Origin of the sequence: Candidatus Bandiella woodruffii, from assembly GCF_034359465.1 — a bacterium.
In the GTDB taxonomy this organism is placed as follows: Bacteria; Pseudomonadota; Alphaproteobacteria; order Rickettsiales; family Midichloriaceae; genus NDG2.
Genome location: NZ_CP110820.1, coordinates 753,683 through 777,330, shown reverse-complemented (window position 1 = coordinate 777,330; position 23,648 = coordinate 753,683). Strand labels below are relative to the sequence as shown.

Genomic DNA, 23,648 nt, shown 5'->3' with positions numbered 1-23,648 from the left:
GAATTATAATTGTCATTGGGCTCTGTCGCATCTGTAATATGATGCAAAAACTTTCAAATTATTTGTATATTTTTCCATTAAGCAGTTAGTGAAAGAAATTTATCAAAGTCAGAATTATAATTGTCATTGTCAGCAAGTTGTCCTTTTTTAATCATGTGCAAGAGCTCTATTCCTGCAATAGTCCTGGCGGCACTTCTAAAGGATTTGAAACCAAGCATCGGTCTAGTTCGTTTCTTTACAAATCTGTGATCGCCTTCTATCCTATTGTTTAGATATTTGTTATGCCTAATTTCTATTTGGTCTTCTTTAGATAATGGCTTATTGATCGAATTCAAAGCAGAAGTATTAGAGCCACTTTTATCTATATTAACCTTTATAGGCTGGCCACTAGATTTAATTGCTTTCCTGAAAAACGCTTTAGCTGCCCTTTTATCTCTTTTTGCTCTTAGCATAAAATCTATGGTATCCCCGTATTTATCAACTGCTCTATACAAATAGACCCATTTACCTTTAACCTTGATATATGTCTCGTCCATTCTCCAGCTGCCGTTGACTGGCTTTTTTCTTTTTCTGAATCTTCCTTCAAGTATTGGCATAAACTTTACTACCCATCTTTGTAGAGTGGCGTGATCTATGTTGAGTCCTCTCAACCCGCCTATCTCTTCTATCTCTCTGTAACTTAAAGAATATCTTCCTTTCATATACAGCGATACCATAATGATTTCTGCGCCATATTCATGGTTCTTAAAATACTTCATTAATTTTGGGTCTACTTTAAACATTATTACCAGCAACTATTTCTTTCAGAATATCAAAAATTCTTATGTGTTTCAACAGATGCGACAGAACCGTAATATGATGCAACAGAGCCCTTTTGTGCATTATACATAATCTTGTGAAATTATCAAGAAAATACTATTCTAGATTGTTACAAAGTTACTGTTTTTTTGAAGCTCTTTTTCTTTCGTTAGGACAAAGAAACATTTTACGCAAACGTATGCTTTTAGGAGTGACCTCGATGAGTTCGTCGTCTTTAATATATGACAATATCTCCTCTAGGGTTGCTACTTTATGTGGTGTGAGCTTAATGTTTTCATCACTGCCTGACGCCCTGACATTGGTCAGCTGTTTTCCTTTAACTGGGTTAACTTCCAGGTCGTTGTCCCTGTTATGTTCGCCGATAATCATTCCTTCATATACCTTTGTTTTTGGAGGAACAAACATTATCCCTCGATCTTCCAGATTCCATAAGGCATAAGCAGAAGTCTCTCCATTAGAATTGGAGATTAAAACGCCGTTTCGACGAGAGATAATTTCTCCCTTGAATTCTTGATATTCATGAAACACACGGTTGATAGTACCTGTTCCCCTAGTATCATTACGAAATTCGTTTTGATACCCAATTAACCCACGTGATGGAGCGTGGAAAATCAGCCTAACTTTACCACCGCTGGATGGTTTCATTTCTTTTAAGTCCCCTTTTCTCAAAGAGAGTTTTTCGATAACAACGCCACTATGAGATTCATCCACATCTATCACCACTTCTTCTATCGGTTCTAAGGTCTTTCCTGATTCATCCTTCTTAAACAAAACTCGAGGCCTTGAAACAGAAAGCTCAAATCCTTCACGCCTCATGGTTTCTATTAAAACGCCAAGTTGTAATTCTCCCCTACCACCAATTTCAAAGTTTTCACCGCCTTCAGACACCGTTAAGGTTATGGTGATATTACTTTCAGCCTCTTTTTCAAGCCTAGCCAAAATCATTCTGGATGTTACCTTAGATCCTTCCAAACCAGCTAATGGAGAATTATTTACACTGATGTTAATTGCCATGGTTGGCGGATCAATCGGGGTGGATGGTATTGGGTTTTCAACTTTTACATCGCAAATGGTGTCTGCCACAGACGTTTTCTCAATCCCTGCAACTGCAACTATATCACCAGCTTCTGCAACTTCTATAGGTATCTTTTCAATCCCTTTAAACCCAAACAACTTAGTCAATTTTGTTGTCTCAATAAGTTTGCCATTCAAATCAATGGATTTGATCGTATCGCCTACTTTAGCGCTTCCTGAATATACCTTACCGATCAAAATTCGCCCAAGATAGGAATCTGCCGTTAAAATACTTGCAAGCATTGAAAAAGGTGCTGTCTTATCAACTTTTGGTGCCTTCACATGCTTTTTCATCACCTCAAACATTGGCTTTAAGTCAGTACCTGTTGTATTGCTTGTTTGAGCCCAACCGCTCCTTCCTGAGGCATATAATACAGGAAAGTTTAGCTGTTCTTCTGTCGCATCTAAGGAGAAGAAAAGGTCAAACACCTCATCAAGCACCTCATCAATACGGCTATCCGCTCTCTCGACCTTATTAATCACCACTATGGGATTCAAACCAAGTGCCAATGCTTTAGAAACAACAAACTTGGTTTGTGGCATCGGCCCTTCGGAAGCATCAACGAGCACTATCACCCCATCTACCATAGAGAGAACCCTTTCCACCTCCCCACCAAAATCAGCATGCCCTGGTGTGTCTATGATATTATATTTAATGCCTTCGTAATTCATAGATGTGCACTTTGCAAGTATTGTAATACCCCTTTCGCGTTCAATATCGTTGCAGTCCATTATCCTATCCATAACATCTTGATTGTCGCGAAATGTTCCACTTTGTTTTAACATATTATCAACCAAAGTTGTCTTCCCATGGTCAACGTGTGCGATAATAGCTATATTACGAATTTCTGACATACTTGTACTAATTGTTATGAATGGTCTAAAGAAGTTGTATTAATATATAAATTAATTGATCTAGTCAAGCTATATACTTCTTTTACCTCGGCATGACCAATTATACACCATATACCTCTAGAGTAAATCAAGGATTGACAAATTTATAAACGACAGAGAACTTGGAAAATAGTTAGGAATACAAACGATGAGCATGAGGCACGTACATATGTACCTAAACGTTATGCGAAATCCGAAGTATGACGACGCCAACTTTTCAAGTGCTCGGAGTATATATACGGTTCTGTCGCATCTGTTGAAACACATAAGAATTTTTGATATTCTGAAAGAAATAGTTGCTGGTAATAATGTTTAAAAAGTAGACCCAAAATTAATGAAGTATTTTAAGAACCATGAATATGGCGCAGAAATCATTATGGTATCGCTGTATATGAAAGGAAGATATTCTTTAAGTTACAGAGAGATAGAAGAGATAGGCGGGTTGAGAGGACTCAACATAGATCACGCCACTCTACAAAGATGGGTAGTAAAGTTTATGCCAATACTTGAAGGAAGATTCAGAAAAAGAAAAAAGCCAGTCAACGGCAGCTGGAGAATGGACGAGACATATATCAAGGTTAAAGGTAAATGGGTCTATTTGTATAGAGCAGTTGATAAATACGGGGATACCATAGATTTTATGCTAAGAGCAAAAAGAGATAAAAGGGCAGCTAAAGCGTTTTTCAGGAAAGCAATTAAATCGGCTCTGTCGCATCTGTAATATGATGCAAAAACTTTCAAATTATTTGTATATTTTTCCATTAAGCAGTTAGTGAAAGAAATTTATCAAAGTCAGAATTATAATTGTCATTGTCAGCAAGTTGTCCTTTTTTAATCATGTGCAAGAGCTCTATTCCTGCAATAGTCCTGGCGGCACTTCTAAAGGATTTGAAACCAAGCATCGGTCTAGTTCGTTTCTTTACAAATCTGTGATCGCCTTCTATCCTATTGTTTAGATATTTGTTATGCCTAATTTCTATTTGGTCTTCTTTAGATAATGGCTTATTGATCGAATTCAAAGCAGAAGTATTAGAGCCACTTTTATCTATATTAACCTTTATAGGCTGGCCACTAGATTTAATTGCTTTCCTGAAAAACGCTTTAGCTGCCCTTTTTATCTCTTTTTTTGCTCTTAGCATAAAATCTATGGTATCCCCGTATTTATCAACTGCTCTATACAAATAGACCCATTTACCTTTAACCTTGATATATGTCTCGTCCATTCTCCAGCTGCCGTTGACTGGCTTTTTTTTCTTTTTCTGAATCTTCCTTCAAGTATTGGCATAAACTTTACTACCCATCTTTGTAGAGTGGCGTGATCTATGTTGAGTCCTCTCAACCCGCCTATCTCTTCTATCTCTCTGTAACTTAAAGAATATCTTCCTTTCATATACAGCGATACCATAATGATTTCTGCGCCATATTCATGGTTCTTAAAATACTTCATTAATTTTGGGTCTACTTTAAACATTATTACCAGCAACTATTTCTTTCAGAATATCAAAAATTCTTATGTGTTTCAACAGATGCGACAGAACCAAAATTAATGTACGATTTGAGTATTATGGAAATAACTAAGTTAGAGTGTCCGATAAAAGCGTGGGTGAGTTATAAACACTCGATAACATGCTAGATTATATCGTGAAGTTATGGGGGGCATATCTTATTATTTAGACGCAGTCTAACATATTGTTCAGGTAAGGATAAGAATCTGTGAATAAATTATATTGAAAAATCACCACTTTTAATATAGAAATGTTCGTAAATACGTAATTTAGAAATGAATATGTTTATAACACAAGCGTTAGCAGATACAACAGAAACAGTGGCAACAGGACAGAATTCGATTTGGCAGATGTTGCAGAATATTGCGCCTCTTCTGATCATTATGGTTATTTTTTATTTTTTGGTCATTCGTCCGCAACAAAAGAAGCTAAGAGACCATCAAAATATGGTGAATAACTTGAAAAAAGGAGATAAGGTAGTTACAGCTGGAGGAATTATCGGCACTATATCTAAAGTGGAAGCGCAAGATGGTGTTTTATTGGTTGAAATTGCACCTGAAGTAAAGGTGAAAATAAAAAAAGAGACTGTGTCTCGGATTATGGATGCTGAAAAAACAAATTAAATTTAAAGATGCCAAAGGTTAATTTTATCTTTGATGACGGTAGGGTAAGGGAAGTAGAAGCACCAAACGGTCTTTCTGTTATGGAAATAGCTCATAAAAACGATATTTTTGAAATTGAGGGGGCTTGCGGCGGCTCTTTGTCTTGCGCTACATGTCATGTTGTTGTGGAACCACAATTTTATGATTTGTTGGAAAACATAATGCCTAAAAAAGAAGAAGAGGAGGATATGCTTGACTTAGCATTTGGTTTAACTAAAACCTCAAGGCTGAGTTGCCAGATAATTATGCAAGATAATTTGGATGGGTTAACAGTGAAAATACCAACTAAAGAATGATGAAGCTATGGAACTGCAAAAATATTTAGAAAATTATTTAGCTGTTTCGGTATTTATTGTTTTGAGCTTGGTTTTGGCTTTGCTACTTGTATTACTACCTTTTTTGGTCAACAATTTAAAACCCGATAGAGAGAAGCTGTCTACCTATGAATGTGGCTTTGAAAATTTCGGCAACACTAAGGGTAACTTTGATGTTAGATTTTATTTAGTTTCAATTTTGTTTATAATTTTTGACTTGGAAATAGCGTTCATGTTCCCTTGGGCTATTAAGTTAAGGGATATAAGTGTGTTTGGGTTTTGGTCGATGATTGTTTTTATCATTACGTTGGGCATAGGGTTCATTTATGAGTGGAAAAAAGGCGCGTTAGAATGGGAATAAGTAATTCGTGCGATGTTAACAAGCTAAATGAAGAGCAAGATGCTTTGTTGAAACACGCTATTCAAGACGTTAACAACAAGGGCTTTGTGACTACAAAGCTAGACGATTTAGTTAAATGGGCCAGAGCTGGTTCATTATGGCCGATGACGTTTGGTCTTGCTTGTTGCGCAGTTGAAATGATGCATACTGCTTCAAGTCGGTATGACATGGATAAGTTTGGGATGCTTTTTAGACCAAGTCCACGTCAGTCGGATGTGATGATAGTGGCTGGAACTCTGACCAATAAAATGGCTGGGGCTTTAAGAAAAGTTTATGACCAGATGCCAGAACCAAGGTGGGTTTTATCGATGGGAAGTTGTGCTAATGGTGGTGGATACTATCATTATTCTTATTCTGTTGTTAGAGGTTGTGATAGGATAGTACCTGTTGACGTATATGTGCCAGGATGTCCTCCAACTGCAGAGGCGCTTTTATACGGCCTTTTGATACTTCAGCGCAAGATAAAAAGAACTACATCTTTGTGAAAGACTATACCTAAATGTTATGCGGAATCCGAAGTATGACTACGCCAATTTTTCAAATTAACGAAGTATATATATTACGCAGTGGTCTTCTTAATGCTTTGTTCTCCGCTTTCAACTCCTCATTCTCAACTTCTAGCTTCTCTAATCTCTTGTATATTTCAGAGCTAATATCTTTCATTTTTTATCTAAAGTAGTATAGTTTTCCCACATTAGGTTATTTTGCTATGATAGGTTATCATTGTTGCTGTGCGCAGACTAACTCACCTTATCTTTGTTATACTCAAAAAATCGGCTCTGTCGCATCTGTAATATGATGCAAAAACTTTCAAATTATTTGTATATTTTTCCATTAAGCAGTTAGTGAAAGAAATTTATCAAAGTCAGAATTATAATTGTCATTGTCAGCAAGTTGTCCTTTTTAATCATGTGCAAGAGCTCTATTCCTGCAATAGTCCTGGCGGCACTTCTAAAGGATTTGAAACCAAGCATCGGTCTAGTTCGTTTCTTTACAAATCTGTGATCGCCTTCTATCCTATTGTTTAGATATTTGTTATGCCTAATTTCTATTTGGTCTTCTTTAGATAATGGCTTATTGATCGAATTCAAAGCAGAAGTATTAGAGCCACTTTTATCTATATTAACCTTTATAGGCTGGCCACTAGATTTAATTGCTTTCCTGAAAACGCTTTAGCTGCCCTTTTATCTCTTTTTGCTCTTAGCATAAAATCTATGGTATCCCCGTATTTATCAACTGCTCTATACAAATAGACCCATTTACCTTTAACCTTGATATATGTCTCGTCCATTCTCCAGCTGCCGTTGACTGGCTTTTTCTTTTTCTGAATCTTCCTTCAAGTATTGGCATAAACTTTACTACCCATCTTTGTAGAGTGGCGTGATCTATGTTGAGTCCTCTCAACCTCGCCTATCTCTTCTATCTCTCTGTAACTTAAAGAATATCTTCCTTTCATATACAGCGATACCATAATGATTTCTGCGCCATATTCATGGTTCTTAAAATACTTCATTAATTTTGGGTCTACTTTAAACATTATTACCAGCAACTATTTCTTTCAGAATATCAAAAATTCTTATGTGTTTCAACAGATGCGACAGAACCGAAATTAGGCATAACAAATATCTAAACAATAGGATAGAAGGCGATCACAGATTTGTAAAGAAACGAACTAGACCGATGCTTGGTTTCAAATCCTTTAGAAGTGCCGCCAGGACTATTGCAGGAATAGAGCTCTTGCACATGATTAAAAAAGGACAACTTGCTGACAATGACAATTATAATTCTGACTTTGATAAATTTCTTTCACTAACTGCTTAATGGAAAAATATACAAATAATTTGAAAGTTTTTGCATCATATTACAGATGCGACAGAGCCTTATCAAATCCACAAGGTTTTTTACTAAAATTACTACTTACTGATTTTTCAATTCTTTTTCTCTTCTTAACCATCTTATTACCTCTGTCCCGTTAGTTTTGATGGAGAAACTACATACTTTTTTGTTCTGTGCTGAGATCAATCTTATGCTTTAATTTATCTACCTTAGTTTGATAATATTTCTTCACTTCTGCGTTTAAAAATTGGTGTGACACAATCTCACTCACAATTATCCCATCTTTTGTTAAATCATCGCTTTTGGCTGGATTGTTGGAAAGCAATTTTATTGTGCGTATATTAAGTAATTTTAAAATTTTTGCGGCGGTGGTAAAATTTCTTGCATCCTCTTGAAGACCAATGGCCTCATTCGCTTCAACGGTGTCCAGCCCCAAAGATTGAGCTTGATACACCCTGATCTTGTTTGTTAAACCTATCCCACGTCCCTCTTGGTTTAAGTAAATTATTACTCCTCCATCCTGTTCGCTCATAATTTTGATTGCACTTTGTAATTGATCAAAGCAATCACACTTTATACTCGCTAATATATCACCTGTGAAGCATGAAGAATGAACCCTGACAAGTGGTGTGAAACCAATGGTATTTTTTTCTTTTGGATAAATAATCACTGCATAATGGTCTTTACCAAACTCTGATCTAAAAGCTTTGATCTTACCTTTGGCTAGTTTCAAATGGATCTCTGCTTCGCATATTTCTTTAAGCTCCTCATCTTGTATATGCTTCAAATAGTTTTCTACATCGTCTGCGTCTAAACTGTTCACTGGAAAACTAACTTTATCATCTGGCCCAAGAATAACTGTAATTGCAGCTTGGATAAGTTCCCCCAACTTCAAAAGAGACAAAGATTTCTCTTCCAGACTTGTTTTCGGAGCAATCAGTAGATTATCTTCTGCAACGCTATTTAAGCAAAACACAAGCTTTAGCAAATTATTATAACTTATATTCTTACAATTGATTTTTCCTCCCTTTTGCCCAGATGCAGGAAATCCATTCTCTGTTCTGTGATTATTAAACTTAGGTTTGAAAAAAGTGATTTTAACTTGTCAAAAAGTGAAATATTAATTCTTTCTACTGGAACCACTAGAATTCTGCCCTCACCGTGTTGGGTCTGTAAAACAATTGGTATCCCAAGTTTGATATCCGACATAACCCTAGCAACGTTTATAAGAGAGATGTCTCGCGAATCAAACATCAATGATTTATTGGGAACCATCTTCTGCGAAATATTTTTCTATTCTTTTGGCGATTGTTTCAACCAAATGATGAGCTTCCAACGCGCTCTCCACCTTAATATCTGCCGACTCAAAAATCGGCCTTCTTTCTTCTATCATCTTCATTAGCAATTCCTTCTTATTTCCTATTGCCATTAGCTCAGGTCTTGTATTTCTTCTAGAAACTCTTTCATATATCGTTTCACAATCCACATCTAGCCATACAGAAACTGCCTTTTCCTTTATCATCTGCCTTATATTCTCATTCATAAAACTGCTGCCACCTGTGGAGAGAATAACCGTACCGTAGTCGATGATTTCTTTAATTGTTTCTTCTTCTATCTGTTGAAAATATTTAGGTCCCATAAATTCATGAATATCCACAATATTCAGCCCTTCTCTTTCCTCCAACACTTTATCACTATCATAGAATTGAAGGTTAAGTTTTCTCGCCAATTTTTTCCCCACTGTGCTTTTGCCACTTCCCATCATACCAACTAGGACTATAGGTTTTATAATCATTCCTTTTATCACGCGCTCAATTACAATTAATTTTAGATTGAAAAATAGTTACCCCCTTATAAATAATAAGTGATGACTATATTTTCAAGTATTATTATTGCACAAACAACGTTATGATAGTCCATATGAATAAGTGGCAAGGAATTGAGTGCAGGATATGATTAATGTAAAAAGAAATATAAAATGAATTCGAGGGCGAAAAAATGAGGACACCAACTTTGCAAGTTAGCGGAGTATACAGCGATTTAAAACATAGGGGCATAATAAAACTATCTGGCAGAGATCAGAATAAGTTTTTACAAAACCTGCTATCAAATGACATTGAGAAACTAAAACCTGATGAGTTACAATATAGCCTTCTTCTGTCACCTCAAGGAAAAGTGTTGTACGACTTTTTTGTCTTTAAGTTACAAGGAGACATTTGTTTAGATTGCAACAAGGCTTATGCAGAAGAAATCATTAAGAGGTTGTACATGCATAAGCTGCATTCAAATATTGATATTGCGCTTCAGCCAGAAATCAGCGTTTACATTAGCAACGATAGACTAACCCAAAGCTTTTATCCCGATCCCAGAAACATAAATTTAGGCTTTAGGGGATATACAGCTAATACGTCAGAACTGACTACTTTTACAATGAATAGCGATTTATTAGGGTTATATGAAGAGAAGAGATTGGTATTTTTAGTCCCAGAATTCGGGGTAGACTTCATGCCTGGTGAGTTTTGGGCGCTGGAGCTTGGTATGGACAAGTTAAATGCCATAAGCTTTCAAAAAGGCTGTTACATCGGACAAGAAGTTACAGCCAGAATGAATTACAGAGGCACAAATAAAAAACAGCTTTCTAACATTTCTTTGCAAAACTTTGTAATCAAAGACAGGGAGCTTTTTCAAGACTCAAAAAAAGTGGGGCTAATATTAAAAAAATACAACAAAACAGCCCTCGCGTTGATCAAAAATAATTCTACACCCAAGTCAAATTAAGAATTGGTGGATTTATAGAAGACAGATAACTTTGAAAAGAGCAGGGGATATGAGTGACAAATGTGAAGAAGCGTACAAATAGTAAGTGACGAAATGCGAGAACGCAAAAATGACGATACCAACTTTTAAAAGATGGAGAGTATACCTTCAAAAGGCTAGGGACGTCTAATCAACCTAAATAGCTTAACACTTCTTTCAAATCCGATATTTCCATTTCGGCGAACACTGAATCGTCTACGTGCTTTACCAGGAATCTGCGCTTGTTTTTATCGTGGGAGTGTTGCAAGATGGAATAAAGAAAGGTATAGTGGAGTGGATTACAGAATAAAGAAGAGAAAAATGTCATCAGCGCATCAAATAATAATGGTATGTTTGGATCAATTGGTTGGTAGTGAGCATCAATATCGCAAATTTAAGGAGCTGTTTAATTTTGGGGCAGTAGAGCAAGAGCTGAAGGGAATTGAATCTCCTGCTAATTATAAGGGATATGGTGTTTTACGTTTATTTAAATGCTTGTTGTTACAGTTTATGGAAGATTTGGGCTCTGTCGCATCTGTAATATGATGCAAAAACTTTCAAATTATTTGTATATTTTTCCATTAAGCAGTTAGTGAAAGAAATTTATCAAAGTCAGAATTATAATTGTCATTGTCAGCAAGTTGTCCTTTTTTAATCATGTGCAGAGCTCTATTCCTGCAATAGTCCTGGCGGCACTTCTAAAGGATTTGAAACCAAGCATCGGTCTAGTTCGTTTCTTTACAAATCTGTGATCGCCTTCTATCCTATTGTTTAGATATTTGTTATGCCTAATTTCTATTTGGTCTTCTTTAGATAATGGCTTATTGATCGAATTCAAAGCAAGTATTAGAGCCACTTTTATCTATATTAACCTTTATAGGCTGGCACTAGATTTAATTGCTTTCCTGAAAAACGCTTTAGCTGCCCTTTTATCTCTTTTTGCTCTTAGCATAAAATCTATGGTATCCCCGTATTTATCAACTGCTCTATACAAATAGACCCATTTACCTTTAACCTTGATATATGTCTCGTCCATTCTCCAGCTGCCGTTGACTGGCTTTTTTCTTTTTCTGAATCTTCCTTCAAGTATTGGCATAAACTTTACTACCCATCTTTGTAGAGTGGCGTGATCTATGTTGAGTCCTCTCAACCCGCCTATCTCTTCTATCTCTCTGTAACTTAAAGAATATCTTCCTTTCATATACAGCGATACCATAATGATTTCTGCGCCATATTCATGGTTCTTAGATAATGTCGTCATGAGATTTTAAGCCAAAGAGATAAGCATCTAATCTGAATTGCGGCAAGAAAGAAGCTGAATTTTAGCATATCTGGTTGCAATTCCCCTCCATCTTTTAAGATGAAGAAAGGTGTTTTCTACAATATGCCTTATTTTGTATAAATCTTTATCGTATTTTCTCTGGGTGATTCTGTTCTTTTAGGAGGAATAACAATCTCATGCCCAATTCTTGGGCATGGTCAGTTATGTAATTAGCATCGTACCCTCTGTCGGCTAGTAAGTACTCAGCTTTCATCTCTTCAATAAGATTAACAGCCTGCTTGCAATCAGCTTCTGAGCCTTTTGTGACAATAACTTTGAGTGGCATACCATGTGAATCCACGGCAAGGTGAATCTTTGTATTGAGCCCCTTTGTACGACTCATATCTTGATTGCCGCCTTTTGCACCTGAAGCATGTGGATGCACTTTACTATGACTTGCGTCTATCATTAACCATTCCATATCAGGTTCTTTCACAAATATCTCCAATAAAGCCTCCCATATCCTTTTGTCTCTCCATCTGCAAAATCTTTTATGTGTATTTTTCCATCCTCCATATTCTGAAGGCAAATCTCTCCAGGGAGAACCTGTTCTTAATATCCAAAATACTGCGTTAATGAATCTTCTGTTATTATGTGCCAAACCTCCCCACGTACCTTCCCTTCCTGGCAAATGATCCTTTATCAAATCCCACATATTATCTGTTATATCATGCCTATGTAGCCCTAAATCCATTTTACTCCTGATTTGTCTTTTCTTTCATATTATACCACAAATCTCATGACGACACTATCTAAAATACTTCATTAATTTTGGGTCTACTTTAAACATTATTACCAGCAACTATTTCTTTCAGAATATCAAAAATTCTTATGTGTTTCAACAGATGCGACAGAACCTGTAAAATTACATCCACACTCTTTGCATTTATACCTTTGCATACCCCTAATATTACCATTCTTAACGTATTTACTGCTACTGCATTTTTACACTCTGTATTCATATTTCTATTTTCTTTGTTGCTCGCTATATTCATTTTAGCATCTTATCTATCTTATGGCAACACTCCCTTATATGAATTATATACGTGCATTGAAGTATTTGAGCACTTGCCTTGCTTATTGTGCATATCGTGGAAGTGGTTTGAGTGATGACCTAAAATGGGTTTGGAGCAAAGTTCCAAACCTCAATGAATTGTTTGCTATGTCATGGCCATTGGCAGTTCTGTCGCATCTGTTGAAACACATAAGAATTTTTGATATTCTGAAAGAAATAGTTGCTGGTAATAATGTTTAAAGTAGACCCAAAATTAATGAAGTATTTTAAGAACCATGAATATGGCGCAGAAATCATTATGGTATCGCTGTATATGAAAGGAAGATATTCTTTAAGTTACAGAGAGATAGAAGAGATAGGCGGGTTGAGAGGACTCAACATAGATCACGCCACTCTACAAAGATGGGTAGTAAAGTTTATGCCAATACTTGAAGGAAGATTCAGAAAAAGAAAAAGCCAGTCAACGGCAGCTGGAGAATGGACGAGACATATATCAAGGTTAAAGGTAAATGGGTCTATTTGTATAGAGCAGTTGATAAATACGGGGATACCATAGATTTTATGCTAAGAGCAAAAAGAGATAAAAGGGCAGCTAAGCGTTTTTCAGGAAAGCAATTAAATCTAGTGGCCAGCCTATAAAGGTTAATATAGATAAAAGTGGCTCTAATACTTCTGCTTTGAGATTCGATCAATAAGCCATTATCTAAAGAAGACCAAATAGAAATTAGGCATAACAAATATCTAAACAATAGGATAGAAGGCGATCACAGATTTGTAAAGAAACGAACTAGACCGATGCTTGGTTTCAAATCCTTTAGAAGTGCCGCCAGGACTATTGCAGGAATAGAGCTCTTGCACATGATTAAAAAGGACAACTTGCTGACAATGACAATTATAATTCTGACTTTGATAAATTTCTTTCACTAACTGCTTAATGGAAAAATATACAAATAATTTGAAAGTTTTTGCATCATATTACAGATGCGACAGAGCCCACACCAGCTATTGAGTAGCATTCCATACCACGGATAATTAAAAAAGGAAGTTGTTGATTTTGTGTGAATTTAGTTATATCTATTGATGTTAATTTATGGCGGGCATAGCTCAGTTGGTTAGAGCGCAAGTTTGTGGCACTTGAGGTCGCGGATTCGAGTTCCGTTGCTCGCCCCATTGTTTTAATATGTATAAGAAAAATTATTCTTTAGGACTTTTTAAGTCATCTGGCAGGGTCTACTGTGAAGACATGGAGTATGATTTTCTTGAAGATAAGTTTAGAATTATCAACTCGAAAGCTTTTAGAAGGCTGGAGTATAAAACACAAGTATTTATCAATTACATCGGTGATCACTACAGAACCAGACTGACGCATTCGCTTGAGGTTGGGCAAATTGCTGTTTATATCGCAAAGCAATTGAGGGCGAACGAAGAGCTGGCTGAGGTGATTGCTTTATCACACGACTTGGGGCACCCACCGTTTGGGCATGCTGGAGAACGTGCACTAAACGAAGTATCACTTAAGTTCGGTGGTTTTGATCATAATGTGCAAGTGGTTAGAATCGTAACACAACTTGAGAAACAATTTCCGAAGTTTAATGGTCTTAATTTGACATTAGAAGCGCTAGATGGAATCTTGAAACACAACGGTCCGATTAATCAGGAAAGTAAGTACTACAATCAATTAAAAGATATTCTTGACGGCATTCCAATAAAACTTTCTGGTAATGCTTTTTTAGAGGCTCAAATTGCATCATTAGCAGATGATATAGCTTATTCCAAACACGATATTGACGATGGAGTAAGAGCGGGATTTGTAAAAATGCGCGATTTTTGCCAGATAGAGATGTTTAAAAATGTATATGACAAAGTATATTCGGAGTACAAAGATGTGGAAAAGGAAGTTTTTAAAATAGAGGTATTGCGAGAGTTTGGTAAATTTTTGGTAGAAAATTTACTACATCAAACAAAAAGTAATCTTAAAAGCTTGGATATTACAGAGGCTAAGCAGGTAGTGGATGCGAATGAGGTGATAGTCAGTTTCTCAGACCCCGTAAAAATCCAGTTGATCGAGCTTAAAAAGTTTTTATTTGACAAGGTTTATAGAAATTTCCCAATCAACAGGGTGAATTACAAGGCTTGCAAAATTATACAGGATCTTTTTACATATTTCATGAATTATCCAGTAAACCTCCCTCAAGATTGGCAACAAAAAACTGACCTAAAAAATGAGGCCAACCTTGCAACCATAATTACAGATTATATAGCAGGGATGACTGATAGATTTGCTGTTGACGAGCATAGAAGGGTTTTTGACTTACATGATTATTAACTCTCTTTGCCAAAAATTATTTGTCGTTTGATAGCTCTGAATTCATCACTACTTTGCACAGTGCACCATAAAAAATATGGCCCATGACTGGTGCGGTCGAAAAGACTCGAACTTTCAATCCCTTAACAGAGAACAACGACCTCAACGTTGCGTGTCTACCAATTCCACCACGACCGCGGAATCCAATATTGTAGAGTAAATTTGTTAATTTTCAATAGCAATCAAAACTTACCTCTATTGAGGAAAGATAAGTATTGACAAAACATTGCAAGGCATTTTATCCTGTGATGCAGTATTTTGCAATGTGGAGGTGTTGTCTTATGAAAAACTTTTTTACCTACGTGGCTCTGCTTAACTTATTCGATAGTAAGGAAAACTTTGGAAATAATTTTATTCCAATTTATTATGGCAATAGTGAGGTATACGAGCAGTATAGAGCGAACGAAGGAGATAATATGAGGAGAGAGTCACTGTATTTTCCAATCATACAGGTAGATGAAAAAACTCAATACGTGTACGATTTAGAAAAAGTTTTTACTGGTTATGATAACATTAATGATAAAAAAATGCGTCTTGAGATCAAAGAGGCGATGGGGATTCTTAAAAATTTCATTCATGATGAGGAGCACTGTATTTTTTGCCAATCATACAGGTAGATGAAAAAAACTCAATACGTGTACGATTTAGAAAAAGTTTTTACTGGTTATGATAACATTAATGATAAAAAAATGCGTCTTGAGATCAAAGAGGCGATGGGGATTCTTAAAAATTTCATTCATGATGAGGAACTGGGATTTAGAAAAAGTTTTTACTGGTTGCCATAAGATAGATAAGATGCTAAAATGAATATAGATAAGATGCTAAAATGAATATAGCGAGCAACAAAGAAAATAGAAATATGAATACAGAGTGTAAAAAAGGTTCTGTCGCATCTGTTGAAACACATAAGAATTTTTGATATTCTGAAAGAAATAGTTGCTGGTAATAATGTTTAAAGTAGACCCAAAATTAATGAAGTATTTTAAGAACCATGAATATGGCGCAGAAATCATTATGGTATCGCTGTATATGAAAGGAAGATATTCTTTAAGTTACAGAGAGATAGAAGAGATAGGCGGGTTGAGAGGACTCAACATAGATCACGCCACTCTACAAAGATGGGTAGTAAAGTTTATGCCAATACTTGAAGGAAGATTCAGAAAAAAAAAAGCCAGTCAACGGCAGCTGGAGAATGGACGAGACATATATCAAGGTTAAAGGTAAATGGGTCTATTTGTATAGAGCAGTTGATAAATACGGGGATACCATAGATTTTATGCTAAGAGCAAAAAGAGATAAAAGGGCAGCTAAAGCGTTTTTCAGGAAAGCAATTAAATCTAGTGGCCAGCCTATAAAGGTTAATATAGATAAAAGTGGCTCTAATACTTCTGCTTTGAATTCGATCAATAAGCCATTATCTAAAGAAGACCAAATAGAAATTAGGCATAACAAATATCTAAACAATAGGATAGAAGGCGATCACAGATTTGTAAAGAAACGAACTAGACCGATGCTTGGTTTCAAATCCTTTAGAAGTGCCGCCAGGACTATTGCAGGAATAGAGCTCTTGCACATGATTAAAAAAGGACAACTTGCTGACAATGACAATTATAATTCTGACTTTGATAAATTTCTTTCACTAACTGCTTAATGGAAAAATATACAAATAATTTGAAAGTTTTTGCATCATATTACAGATGCGACAGAGCCAACAAAAACTTGTTAGAGCTTAGTTTTTGTTATAGAAATGCAAAAGTACTTCAAAAATATAAAGTAAATGAAAAAGATATTAGCATTATTGTTTGTCTGTTTGATTGCCCTTATAGTGCATCAAGCACATAGTTCGGATGAAGCTAACCCACCGAAAAAAATGCAATGGTCATTCAGTGGAGTAACTGGGAAATTTGATAGACAGTCAATCCAAAGAGGATTTAAAGTGTACAAGGAAGTATGCTCTGCATGCCATTCTGTCAAGAGAATTGCTTTTAGAAACCTAAGTGAGATTGGATTTAACGAAGATGAAATAAAATCTTTGGCTTCCGAATATACTGTAAAAGATGGTCCGAATGATGAAGGGGAAATGTTTGATAGACCAGCGACTCCATCGGATTACATTCCTGGCCCCTATGCCAATGAAAAAGCAGCAAGAGCATCTAACAATGGTGCGTACCCTCCTGATTTATCTTTGATAACAAAGGCAAGGCCAGATGGTGAAAATTACGTGTACTCGTTATTGACTGGATATACAACCCCGCCTTCTGGGTTCAATCTTGGAGAAAATATGTACTATAACCCATATTTTATAGCAGGAGGAGATCAATTAGCTATGCCACCTCCACTTACCACAGAAGGGCAAGTTGAATATGATGACGGCACAAAATCCACCATCGATGCTATGGCAAAAGATGTGACCAATTTTTTGCAGTGGACGGCAGAGCCTGAGATGGAGGAGTCTAAGTCTCTAGGCATAAAGGTTTTGATATTTTTATCCATCTTCACCGTATTGTTTTACATAGCAATGAAAAGAATTTGGAAAAAAGTTAAGTAGCCATGCGATCTTGCTTAAAGTTGATATTTTTCCTCATAAAACTACTATTCTTATGTGTAAGATATGGCCTGGTATTCAGCATAATCCCTATGTTCGTAGTAAAAGAGCCAACAGAAAGGTCTAAGATTAAAACTAGTATAGGTAAAAAATTGGTTATTATTTTGCCAAAATTAGGCCCAGCATTTATAAAGCTAGGGCAAATTTTGTCAACCAGAGGAGACTTATTAGGGGCAGACATCGCAAACTCTATGCTTAGTTTACAAGATAAGTTGCCATCCTTTGCCATCCAAACGGTTGAAAAAATTTTTAAATCTGAGTTTGGCGCCAATATAGAAGACATGTTCCTTTCTTTTGACCAAGAAAGTGTTGCGGCCGCATCTATAGCCCAAGTTCACAAAGCCATCACTAAGGATGGGGTTCCGGTTGCAGTAAAAATCCTGCGCCCTAAAATATCAAAGGCATATATGGATAACCTAAGGGTAATTAAAACCTTCTCCCACCTGGTTAATTTATTTGTAAAGAAAAAGAAAAGAATCAAAATAAATGAAGCCTTGGAGACGCTTAAAAAGTCCTCCGAGATTGAACTGGACTTAAGACTTGAGGGAGCTGCCGCCGAAAAAATCAAAGAAAACTGCAAAAGGGACATGAACTTACATATCCCAAAAATATACTGGCAGTTGACAAGTAAAAATATTCTAACCTCCGAATGGATAGATGGGATACCTATTAATCAGAGGGATAAACTCATAGGGGCAAATTTAGATCTGAACTTGATAATAGAGAAATTAGCTGTTATTTTCTTTAATCAGGCATGTAGAGATGGATTCTTCCATGCAGACATTCATCCTGGCAACATTATTATCAAACAAAATGGCGACATTGCCATGGTTGATTTTGGAATCGTTTGTTATTTAGACTACGAATTAAAAACTTTCGTAGCAGAAGTGGTTTATGGTTTTTTGAATAAGGACTACACCAAGATAAAAGAAATCCACTTCCAAACCGGCTTCGTCCCCAAAGGTCAATCTGAGTATAAGTTTGAACTTGCATGCATAAGCATTGGGGAACCGATTGTTGGCAAGTCCTTGGAGGAAATATCCCTATCAAAATTGTTAAAACACCTGTTTGAGATTAGTAGAGATTTTTCAGTAACGATTCATCCAGAACTTTTATTGCTTCACAAAACAATATTGACCATTGAAGGTACTGGTCATTATCTCAACCCTAAGATTAATATGTGGAATTTAGCAAGCCCTTGGATTCAAAGTTGGGCCAAGAAGAATTTAGGCGCAAGGTGGAAGTTGGCTAAATTGAACTACCAAAAGAATCAATTTATTAATAAGATAAAACATGTTATCGATAACAGCATCACAGGAAGTGGAATGCAAAAACAACATTCTCCGTTCAAACATCATGTTTTGGTTATTGTTGCTGGCTTATTTCTGTTGATTGGACTAATTTTGGGGAGAATTTTATCTTCAAGTTGATTATTAAGCTTGCAGTTTGGTTGCTTTTATGCAATATTTATGAACTTTAAAATACAATACTGACGGAGTATAAATGAGATTTTATGAATGTACTTTCATAATAAGACAAGACCTGCCGGCCCAAGATGTGCACAAGCTTTCTGAAAAATATAAAGGTGTGGTAGAAAAAACAGGTGGTCAAGTTATAAAAAAAGAATATTGGGGCTTAAGAAGTTTGGCCTATGAAATTAAAAAGAATAAAAAAGGACACTACATATTTTTTGGCCTAAAAGCAACGCCGGAAACTATCACCAAAGTCGAAAATGACTTTAAGATCAGTGAAGATGTAATTAAATTTTTGACAATCCGTGTGGACAGAATTGACGAAAAACCTTCGTTGATGATGCAAACCCCAAGCGAAACTGAAAAATAATTGAGAAATGGAAAATCTAATACCAAACACCTTATTGTTTAATAGAAGCGTTGCTGTAAAACATGTACAAAAATGCCCTTTAGCAGATGTTAGCGATGATTTAATCAACTACAAAAACATCGAGTTATGCAAAAAATATATTTCGGAGAAGGGAAAAATCATGCCCCCTAGGATTACTAACGTGTCTGCAAACAAACAAAGGAAGCTGAAAAATGCTATAAAAGTTGCAAGACACTTGGCATTACTGCCTTATACTGTTTTATAATTAAGCGAGGAGCTTTTATGGAAATAATACTTTTAGAAAAAATAAAGAAGTTAGGAAATATAGGGGATGTGGTGCAAGTTAAAGATGGCTATGCTCGCAATTATTTACTGATCAGAAACAAGGCTTTACGTGTTACTGCGTCAAACAAAGCGAAATTTGAGGCACAAAAGGAGCTGATAGAAAAAGCAAATATAGAAAAAAGAAAAGAAGCTTTGCTTGATTTGCAGAAAATTGACGGAAAAACATTCGCTGTTGTTAGACAAGCTGGAGATGATGGCAGACTATATGGGTCTGTAACCAATAGAGACATTGCAAACATACTAGCATCCAACTTTGACATAAAAATTAATGTGGAAAGCATTACTTTGCACAATAAGATTAAGGAAATTGGGTTTCATCATGTGAGTATTGAGTTGCATGCGGATGTTGAAGCAAAAATAAGAATAATTGTTGCTAGGTCGCAGGAAGAAGCTAAGAACGAGTTGCAAAAAGAAAAAGAGGCAAGCAATCTTAGTAAGAGTGATACAGCTCAGCAATCCAGTGAAAAATCTGAAGAGTCTGTAAAAACCGCAAAAAAAGCAGCAGCAAATAAAAAAGATGAAGTTGAACAAGCTGCTGAAAAAATATAAATATAATGTAGGCTATGGCAAGAATTACAGTAGAAGATTGCATAAAATATGTTCAAAATAGATTTGAGCTTGTGGTTGTTGCAGCTCAAAGAGGGAAAGAGCTAAATCATGGCGCTGTGCCAGTTATCAACGATAATCCCAAGATTAAAAAGGATAAAGACGCAATAATAGCGTTAAGAGAGATTGCAGCGAATCAGTTAAATATTGAATCGTTAAAAAACTCTATTATAAGGAAATCCTCTCTGGACGAAGATGCCGAACACGTGCGTGCAACAAGAACACAAGTGGATGAAGAGGAGATGGACCAAGCAATAGTTGAGGAAATCGAATCTTTTAAAGAACCAGCTCATATCCAAACTGACCAGTTATACCAAGACGAAGAGATTAGCGAAGAGTGAATGCAAAACACATTTGATTACTATGTATTTACAGCTTATGTTGTTTTTTTTGTGACCACGTTTCTCTTTATGCTCTTTGTTGCAATCAGGTTCGTTATAGCAAATAACAGGCTTAACACAAAGAAATGCTTTATAAAAATAAATATACCAGACAAAGAGCTATATTAATATCAGTTTTTATATTTCTTGGCGCACTCGGTGTGTATTTATTGCTTTGGGTTTTTAGCAACAACATATTCTTATATACTACCCCTTCAGAAATAATAAGCACCAATCAAATTGGCAGCGCAGTCAGGCTTGGAGGCAAAGTGCAAAATGGTAGTATAAGTTATATGGTTGACTCAAAAATCACCACATTTGTTATCTACGATAATAAACAACAAATCAAAGTAACATATAAAGGTATTATACCAAGTCTATTTAAAGAGGGGCAAGAAGTGGTTGTTTATGGAAAGTTAGGAGAAAATCACGTGTTTGAAGCTAAAGAACTGCTGGCAAAACATGATGAAAACTATATACCAAAAACAAAAAACGAGGTGCGATGAAAAAGCTGATTTATTTGATACTAATAACATTTTTTTTAGCTAGTTTATTTGTTTATAAAGCAGAAATTGATATATATTCATCACGGTTGTTTTTTTCGGAATCTGCGAATACATTTTTTTTACAAAAAAATATCTTTTTAGCTATAATAGCAAATTCCGCATTTCTATTTGCTTTTTTGGTATTGTCTTATAGCGGCATAGTAATTCTCAAAAAATTCTTTAAAACACGCTCGTATAGTATTAAACTATACAAGAAGGAGATTTTTGTAATCGCAGTCTTTCTGTTGGGCTCTATGCTTTTAGTACAGGGAATTATAAAACCATATTTTGGCAGAGCGAGACCTTATCAAATCCAACAGTTTGGTGGGGAACTTGAATTTACACGTGCATTTGAGGTCTCCAACCAATGTAAATCCGATTGTTCATTTGTTTCGTTCCACACTTCTCTTGGAATGGTATTGGTAGCATATGCAATGCAGCTAACAAGGGGGAGAAGAAGATTTGTTATATTATCAACCTGTTCTACCATGTTATTTATGGCGACCAGAATTGCCCAAGGAAAACATTTTTTAAGTGACGTTATATTCTCTGCGTGTTTTATGACGATTGTTATGTCAATACTGTTGATGACATTGAAACCAAATCAAGACTAATTTTAAAAATTTTATACGATATTTTCACATTACTTTGGCTGCATATATATACTCCGATAACTTGGAAAATTGGCCTCAAAATACTTCGGACTTCACATTTTATCACGTAATTTTGTACGCTCCTCACGCTCGGCACTCAATTCCTTGCCAATTCTTAAAATACTTTGAGTATACAAATAACAAATAGTGCGTCCCTCATGCTCATCACTCGTATTCCTCGCTTTTTTCCAAGTACTTTGTCGTCTATAAATTCGCCAAACCTCTTGATTTACTAGAGTTATATCAGAGCTCTGATTAATCCGCCTCTATAGAAGCCAGGGCTTGGTTAATTTTTTTTCCATCTATCTCTTTTGTCCATATCGATACTATCAACACCGCAACACCATTGCCAATATAGTTTGTTATCGCCCTACATATGGATGCCAGTTGATCAATTGCAAGTATCAATGCCAATCCAGATAGTGGTATTATTGGAAATAGGGTTAACGTCGAAGCCAATGTTATGAAGCCACTGCCAGTAACGCCGGCAGCGCCTTTACCTGTTATCATCGCTATTGAAAATAAGATTAATTTATCATACCACGAAAGGTCGATGTTTAGGGCTTGAGCAAGGAATAGCACTGCCATCGTGATATATATATTTGTGCCATCTAAATTAAATGAGTAACCAGAAGATACAACTATAGAGGTTGTTTTTTCTGTACATCCTAAATCTTCCAGCTTTTTGATAAGGCTTGGTAGCCCCACTTCTGAAGAGCTTGCACTGAACACTAAAAGTATGTCAGGGCCTATATACTTGATGAATCTGATGTAGTTTATACCGTACAGCCAGCATATACCCCCTAAAATTATCAGAATAAAAAAAGCTGACGTTAGATAAAGAGCTAATATCATCCCAAATAGGTTGGCAAATACGGCCACACCATATTTTCCTATGGTAAAAGCAACTGATCCAAACGCCGCTATAGGGGCTAATTTCACTATCATTTTTATTAGCTTAAACAGTGTATGATTTGTGATAACAATAATATCAGACAAAGGCTTGGCTTTTTTGCCTAACGCATTAAGAGCAATACCAAATAACACCGCGACCAGCAACACTTGCAAAAAGTTGTTGTTCACAAAGGCACCAACTACTGAATCAGGTATGATATGAAGCAGAAAATCTACAATATCAAATTTGGCATCAGCTACTGGAGATATTATTTTATCATTGATTGAGGTATCTAATATCCTGGGGTCAATATTCAATCCGACTCCTGGTTTCAGTATGTCCGCTGCAAATATGCCAAGTAGCAGGGATATAAATGCCATTACTTCGAAATATACTATTGTTTTTAAACTTAACATACCAATCTTTGGTTTATCACCAAAATGGTCAAGTCCTGAGACAAATCCTGAGATAATTGAGCAGAAAATAACAGGGGCGATAAATGCTTTGATTAACTTTATGAATCCTTGGTAAATTGGCTGTAATTTCGTAGCAAAATCTGGGGCAAAGTAGCCGCACAAACCTCCCGCAACAATAGCAAGCAATAACCAAAAATAAAGCTGCTGGTGTACTCTCTTTTTATTTGTCATGTTATAGATTTTTATAGCATCCCTTATTCGGCGGCATTCTATATCTGCTTGAAATAGATTGCAAGTACTATAATTATGCATATATAGTAAACCAAGAACTGTACTTTATAGACAACAGCTTTGAAATTA

At 35.9% G+C, this 23,648-nt stretch carries 27 protein-coding genes, 2 tRNA genes and 7 pseudogenes; 23 read left to right on the top strand and 13 right to left on the bottom strand.

The annotated features are described in order from the left end of the window. Positions 1–77 precede the first annotated feature (77 nt). The gene (locus Bandiella_RS04800; RefSeq protein WP_323732571.1) at positions 78–782 is read right to left on the bottom strand and encodes an IS6 family transposase; all 705 of its coding nucleotides are present in this window, start codon (positions 780–782) and stop codon (positions 78–80) included. A gap of 154 nt (positions 783–936) precedes the next feature. Further along, complete coding sequence (gene typA, locus Bandiella_RS04795; protein WP_323732607.1) at positions 937–2,748, bottom strand: translational GTPase TypA; 1,812 nt, start codon at positions 2,746–2,748, stop codon at positions 937–939. Positions 2,749–3,121: 373 nt separating this feature from the next. Between typA and Bandiella_RS04790 the strand changes: the two genes are divergently transcribed. Then, positions 3,122–3,508, top strand: coding sequence for an IS6 family transposase (locus Bandiella_RS04790; protein ID WP_407651238.1), 387 nt, complete (start codon positions 3,122–3,124; stop codon positions 3,506–3,508). 40 nt (positions 3,509–3,548) lie between these two features. On the opposite strand, the pseudogene Bandiella_RS04785 reads toward Bandiella_RS04790, so the two are convergent. Next, positions 3,549–4,258 (bottom strand): annotated as a pseudogene (locus Bandiella_RS04785) (IS6 family transposase). A 315-nt stretch (positions 4,259–4,573) separates the two neighbouring features. Between Bandiella_RS04785 and yajC the strand changes: the two are divergent. From yajC to Bandiella_RS04765, 4 genes are read left to right on the top strand one after another with little or no spacing between them, the layout of a single operon-like run. Beyond that, positions 4,574–4,915, top strand: coding sequence for a preprotein translocase subunit YajC (yajC, locus tag Bandiella_RS04780; protein ID WP_323732606.1), 342 nt, complete (start codon positions 4,574–4,576; stop codon positions 4,913–4,915). An 8-nt stretch (positions 4,916–4,923) separates the two neighbouring features. After that, entirely contained in the window at positions 4,924–5,250 is a 327-nt protein-coding gene (locus Bandiella_RS04775; protein ID WP_323732605.1) for a 2Fe-2S iron-sulfur cluster-binding protein, read from the top strand. Positions 5,251–5,257: 7 nt separating this feature from the next. Further along, positions 5,258–5,629, top strand: a complete 372-nt coding sequence (gene ndhC, locus Bandiella_RS04770) for an NADH-quinone oxidoreductase subunit A (protein WP_323732604.1) — start codon at positions 5,258–5,260, stop codon at positions 5,627–5,629. Continuing rightward, positions 5,620–6,153 carry a NuoB/complex I 20 kDa subunit family protein gene (locus tag Bandiella_RS04765; protein ID WP_323732603.1) on the top strand — a complete coding sequence of 178 codons (534 nt, stop codon included), beginning with the start codon at positions 5,620–5,622 and terminating at the stop codon, positions 6,151–6,153. The genes ndhC and Bandiella_RS04765 overlap by 10 nt, the downstream gene beginning before the upstream one ends. 52 nt (positions 6,154–6,205) lie before the next feature. On the opposite strand, the gene Bandiella_RS04760 is transcribed toward Bandiella_RS04765, so the two are convergent. Next, positions 6,206–6,331, bottom strand: a complete 126-nt coding sequence (locus tag Bandiella_RS04760) for a hypothetical protein (protein ID WP_323732602.1) — start codon at positions 6,329–6,331, stop codon at positions 6,206–6,208. Positions 6,332–6,510: 179 nt separating this feature from the next. Beyond that, positions 6,511–7,181 (bottom strand): annotated as a pseudogene (locus Bandiella_RS04755) (IS6 family transposase). A 95-nt stretch (positions 7,182–7,276) separates the two neighbouring features. Between Bandiella_RS04755 and Bandiella_RS04750 the strand changes: the two are divergent. Then, positions 7,277–7,489: pseudogene (locus tag Bandiella_RS04750) on the top strand (DDE-type integrase/transposase/recombinase); the annotation flags it as partial. A gap of 169 nt (positions 7,490–7,658) precedes the next feature. On the opposite strand, the gene Bandiella_RS04745 reads toward Bandiella_RS04750, so the two are convergent. Genes Bandiella_RS04745 through Bandiella_RS04735 form a run of 3 tightly spaced genes read right to left on the bottom strand, consistent with a single transcriptional unit; the run spans position 7,659 to position 9,311 of the window. After that, a complete protein-coding gene (locus Bandiella_RS04745) occupies positions 7,659–8,480 on the bottom strand; it encodes a GTP cyclohydrolase II (protein WP_323732601.1) in 822 nt (273 codons plus the stop codon). A gap of 23 nt (positions 8,481–8,503) precedes the next feature. Then, the gene (locus Bandiella_RS04740; RefSeq protein ID WP_323732600.1) at positions 8,504–8,713 is read right to left on the bottom strand and encodes a hypothetical protein; all 210 of its coding nucleotides are present in this window, start codon (positions 8,711–8,713) and stop codon (positions 8,504–8,506) included. 52 nt (positions 8,714–8,765) lie between these two features. Next, the gene (locus tag Bandiella_RS04735) at positions 8,766–9,311 is read right to left on the bottom strand and encodes a shikimate kinase (protein ID WP_323732599.1); all 546 of its coding nucleotides are present in this window, start codon (positions 9,309–9,311) and stop codon (positions 8,766–8,768) included. 191 nt (positions 9,312–9,502) lie between these two features. Here Bandiella_RS04735 and ygfZ point away from each other — a divergent pair, with 191 nt between their 5' ends. Together ygfZ and Bandiella_RS04725 are read left to right on the top strand one after the other, a co-directional pair. Next, complete coding sequence (gene ygfZ, locus Bandiella_RS04730) at positions 9,503–10,282, top strand: CAF17-like 4Fe-4S cluster assembly/insertion protein YgfZ (protein ID WP_323732598.1); 780 nt, start codon at positions 9,503–9,505, stop codon at positions 10,280–10,282. A gap of 312 nt (positions 10,283–10,594) precedes the next feature. Continuing rightward, positions 10,595–10,846, top strand: a complete 252-nt coding sequence (locus tag Bandiella_RS04725) for a hypothetical protein (protein WP_323732597.1) — start codon at positions 10,595–10,597, stop codon at positions 10,844–10,846. Between the two features lie 109 nt (positions 10,847–10,955). Here Bandiella_RS04725 and Bandiella_RS04720 read toward each other — a convergent pair. The 3 genes and pseudogenes from Bandiella_RS04720 to Bandiella_RS04710 all read right to left on the bottom strand — a co-directional run bounded on the left by Bandiella_RS04720 (position 10,956) and on the right by Bandiella_RS04710 (position 12,616). Beyond that, a pseudogene (locus tag Bandiella_RS04720) lies at positions 10,956–11,501 on the bottom strand (IS6 family transposase). 56 nt (positions 11,502–11,557) lie between these two features. Continuing rightward, a pseudogene (locus Bandiella_RS04715) lies at positions 11,558–12,315 on the bottom strand (IS5 family transposase). Positions 12,316–12,403: 88 nt separating this feature from the next. Beyond that, entirely contained in the window at positions 12,404–12,616 is a 213-nt protein-coding gene (locus tag Bandiella_RS04710; RefSeq protein ID WP_323732596.1) for a hypothetical protein, read from the bottom strand. Between the two features lie 20 nt (positions 12,617–12,636). Here Bandiella_RS04710 and Bandiella_RS04705 point away from each other — a divergent pair, with 20 nt between their 5' ends. The 4 genes and pseudogenes from Bandiella_RS04705 (at position 12,637) to dgt (ending at position 14,962) form a co-directional block, all read left to right on the top strand. Beyond that, positions 12,637–12,876 carry a hypothetical protein gene (locus tag Bandiella_RS04705; RefSeq protein ID WP_323732595.1) on the top strand — a complete coding sequence of 80 codons (240 nt, stop codon included), beginning with the start codon at positions 12,637–12,639 and terminating at the stop codon, positions 12,874–12,876. A gap of 16 nt (positions 12,877–12,892) precedes the next feature. After that, a pseudogene (locus Bandiella_RS04695) lies at positions 12,893–13,563 on the top strand (IS6 family transposase). 166 nt (positions 13,564–13,729) lie between these two features. After that, positions 13,730–13,806: transfer RNA gene (locus Bandiella_RS04690), tRNA-His, on the top strand. A gap of 10 nt (positions 13,807–13,816) precedes the next feature. Further along, positions 13,817–14,962, top strand: a complete 1,146-nt coding sequence (gene dgt / locus Bandiella_RS04685; protein ID WP_323732593.1) for a dGTP triphosphohydrolase — start codon at positions 13,817–13,819, stop codon at positions 14,960–14,962. A gap of 88 nt (positions 14,963–15,050) precedes the next feature. Here dgt and Bandiella_RS04680 read toward each other — a convergent pair. After that, positions 15,051–15,139: transfer RNA gene (locus Bandiella_RS04680), tRNA-Leu, on the bottom strand. A gap of 143 nt (positions 15,140–15,282) precedes the next feature. Here Bandiella_RS04680 and Bandiella_RS04675 point away from each other — a divergent pair. The 11 genes and pseudogenes from Bandiella_RS04675 (at position 15,283) to Bandiella_RS04625 (ending at position 21,938) form a co-directional block, all read left to right on the top strand. Further along, a complete protein-coding gene (locus tag Bandiella_RS04675; protein ID WP_323732592.1) occupies positions 15,283–15,618 on the top strand; it encodes a hypothetical protein in 336 nt (111 codons plus the stop codon). Continuing rightward, a complete protein-coding gene (locus Bandiella_RS04670) occupies positions 15,619–15,786 on the top strand; it encodes a hypothetical protein (protein WP_323732591.1) in 168 nt (55 codons plus the stop codon). 163 nt (positions 15,787–15,949) lie between these two features. Beyond that, a pseudogene (locus tag Bandiella_RS04665) lies at positions 15,950–16,652 on the top strand (IS6 family transposase). 126 nt (positions 16,653–16,778) lie between these two features. Next, positions 16,779–17,549 (top strand): cytochrome c1, encoded by a 771-nt coding sequence (locus tag Bandiella_RS04660; protein WP_323732590.1) that lies wholly within the window; start codon positions 16,779–16,781, stop codon positions 17,547–17,549. Positions 17,550–17,698: 149 nt separating this feature from the next. Then, positions 17,699–19,036 (top strand): AarF/UbiB family protein, encoded by a 1,338-nt coding sequence (locus Bandiella_RS04655; RefSeq protein WP_323732589.1) that lies wholly within the window; start codon positions 17,699–17,701, stop codon positions 19,034–19,036. A 73-nt stretch (positions 19,037–19,109) separates the two neighbouring features. After that, a complete protein-coding gene (gene rpsF, locus Bandiella_RS04650; protein ID WP_323732588.1) occupies positions 19,110–19,448 on the top strand; it encodes a 30S ribosomal protein S6 in 339 nt (112 codons plus the stop codon). Between the two features lie 7 nt (positions 19,449–19,455). Continuing rightward, positions 19,456–19,713 carry a 30S ribosomal protein S18 gene (rpsR, locus tag Bandiella_RS04645; protein WP_323732587.1) on the top strand — a complete coding sequence of 86 codons (258 nt, stop codon included), beginning with the start codon at positions 19,456–19,458 and terminating at the stop codon, positions 19,711–19,713. A 17-nt stretch (positions 19,714–19,730) separates the two neighbouring features. Then, a complete protein-coding gene (gene rplI, locus Bandiella_RS04640; protein WP_323732586.1) occupies positions 19,731–20,342 on the top strand; it encodes a 50S ribosomal protein L9 in 612 nt (203 codons plus the stop codon). Between the two features lie 14 nt (positions 20,343–20,356). Then, the gene (rpoZ, locus tag Bandiella_RS04635) at positions 20,357–20,740 is read left to right on the top strand and encodes a DNA-directed RNA polymerase subunit omega (RefSeq protein WP_323732585.1); all 384 of its coding nucleotides are present in this window, start codon (positions 20,357–20,359) and stop codon (positions 20,738–20,740) included. 125 nt (positions 20,741–20,865) lie between these two features. After that, positions 20,866–21,285 carry a cytochrome c maturation protein CcmE gene (locus Bandiella_RS04630; protein ID WP_323732584.1) on the top strand — a complete coding sequence of 140 codons (420 nt, stop codon included), beginning with the start codon at positions 20,866–20,868 and terminating at the stop codon, positions 21,283–21,285. Then, positions 21,282–21,938, top strand: coding sequence for a phosphatase PAP2 family protein (locus Bandiella_RS04625; RefSeq protein WP_323732583.1), 657 nt, complete (start codon positions 21,282–21,284; stop codon positions 21,936–21,938). The genes Bandiella_RS04630 and Bandiella_RS04625 overlap by 4 nt, the downstream gene beginning before the upstream one ends. 294 nt (positions 21,939–22,232) lie before the next feature. Here the strand turns inward: Bandiella_RS04625 and Bandiella_RS04620 are convergent, their stop codons facing one another. Then, positions 22,233–23,600 (bottom strand): cation:dicarboxylate symporter family transporter, encoded by a 1,368-nt coding sequence (locus Bandiella_RS04620; protein WP_323732582.1) that lies wholly within the window; start codon positions 23,598–23,600, stop codon positions 22,233–22,235. Between the last annotated feature and the right edge of the window lie 48 nt (positions 23,601–23,648).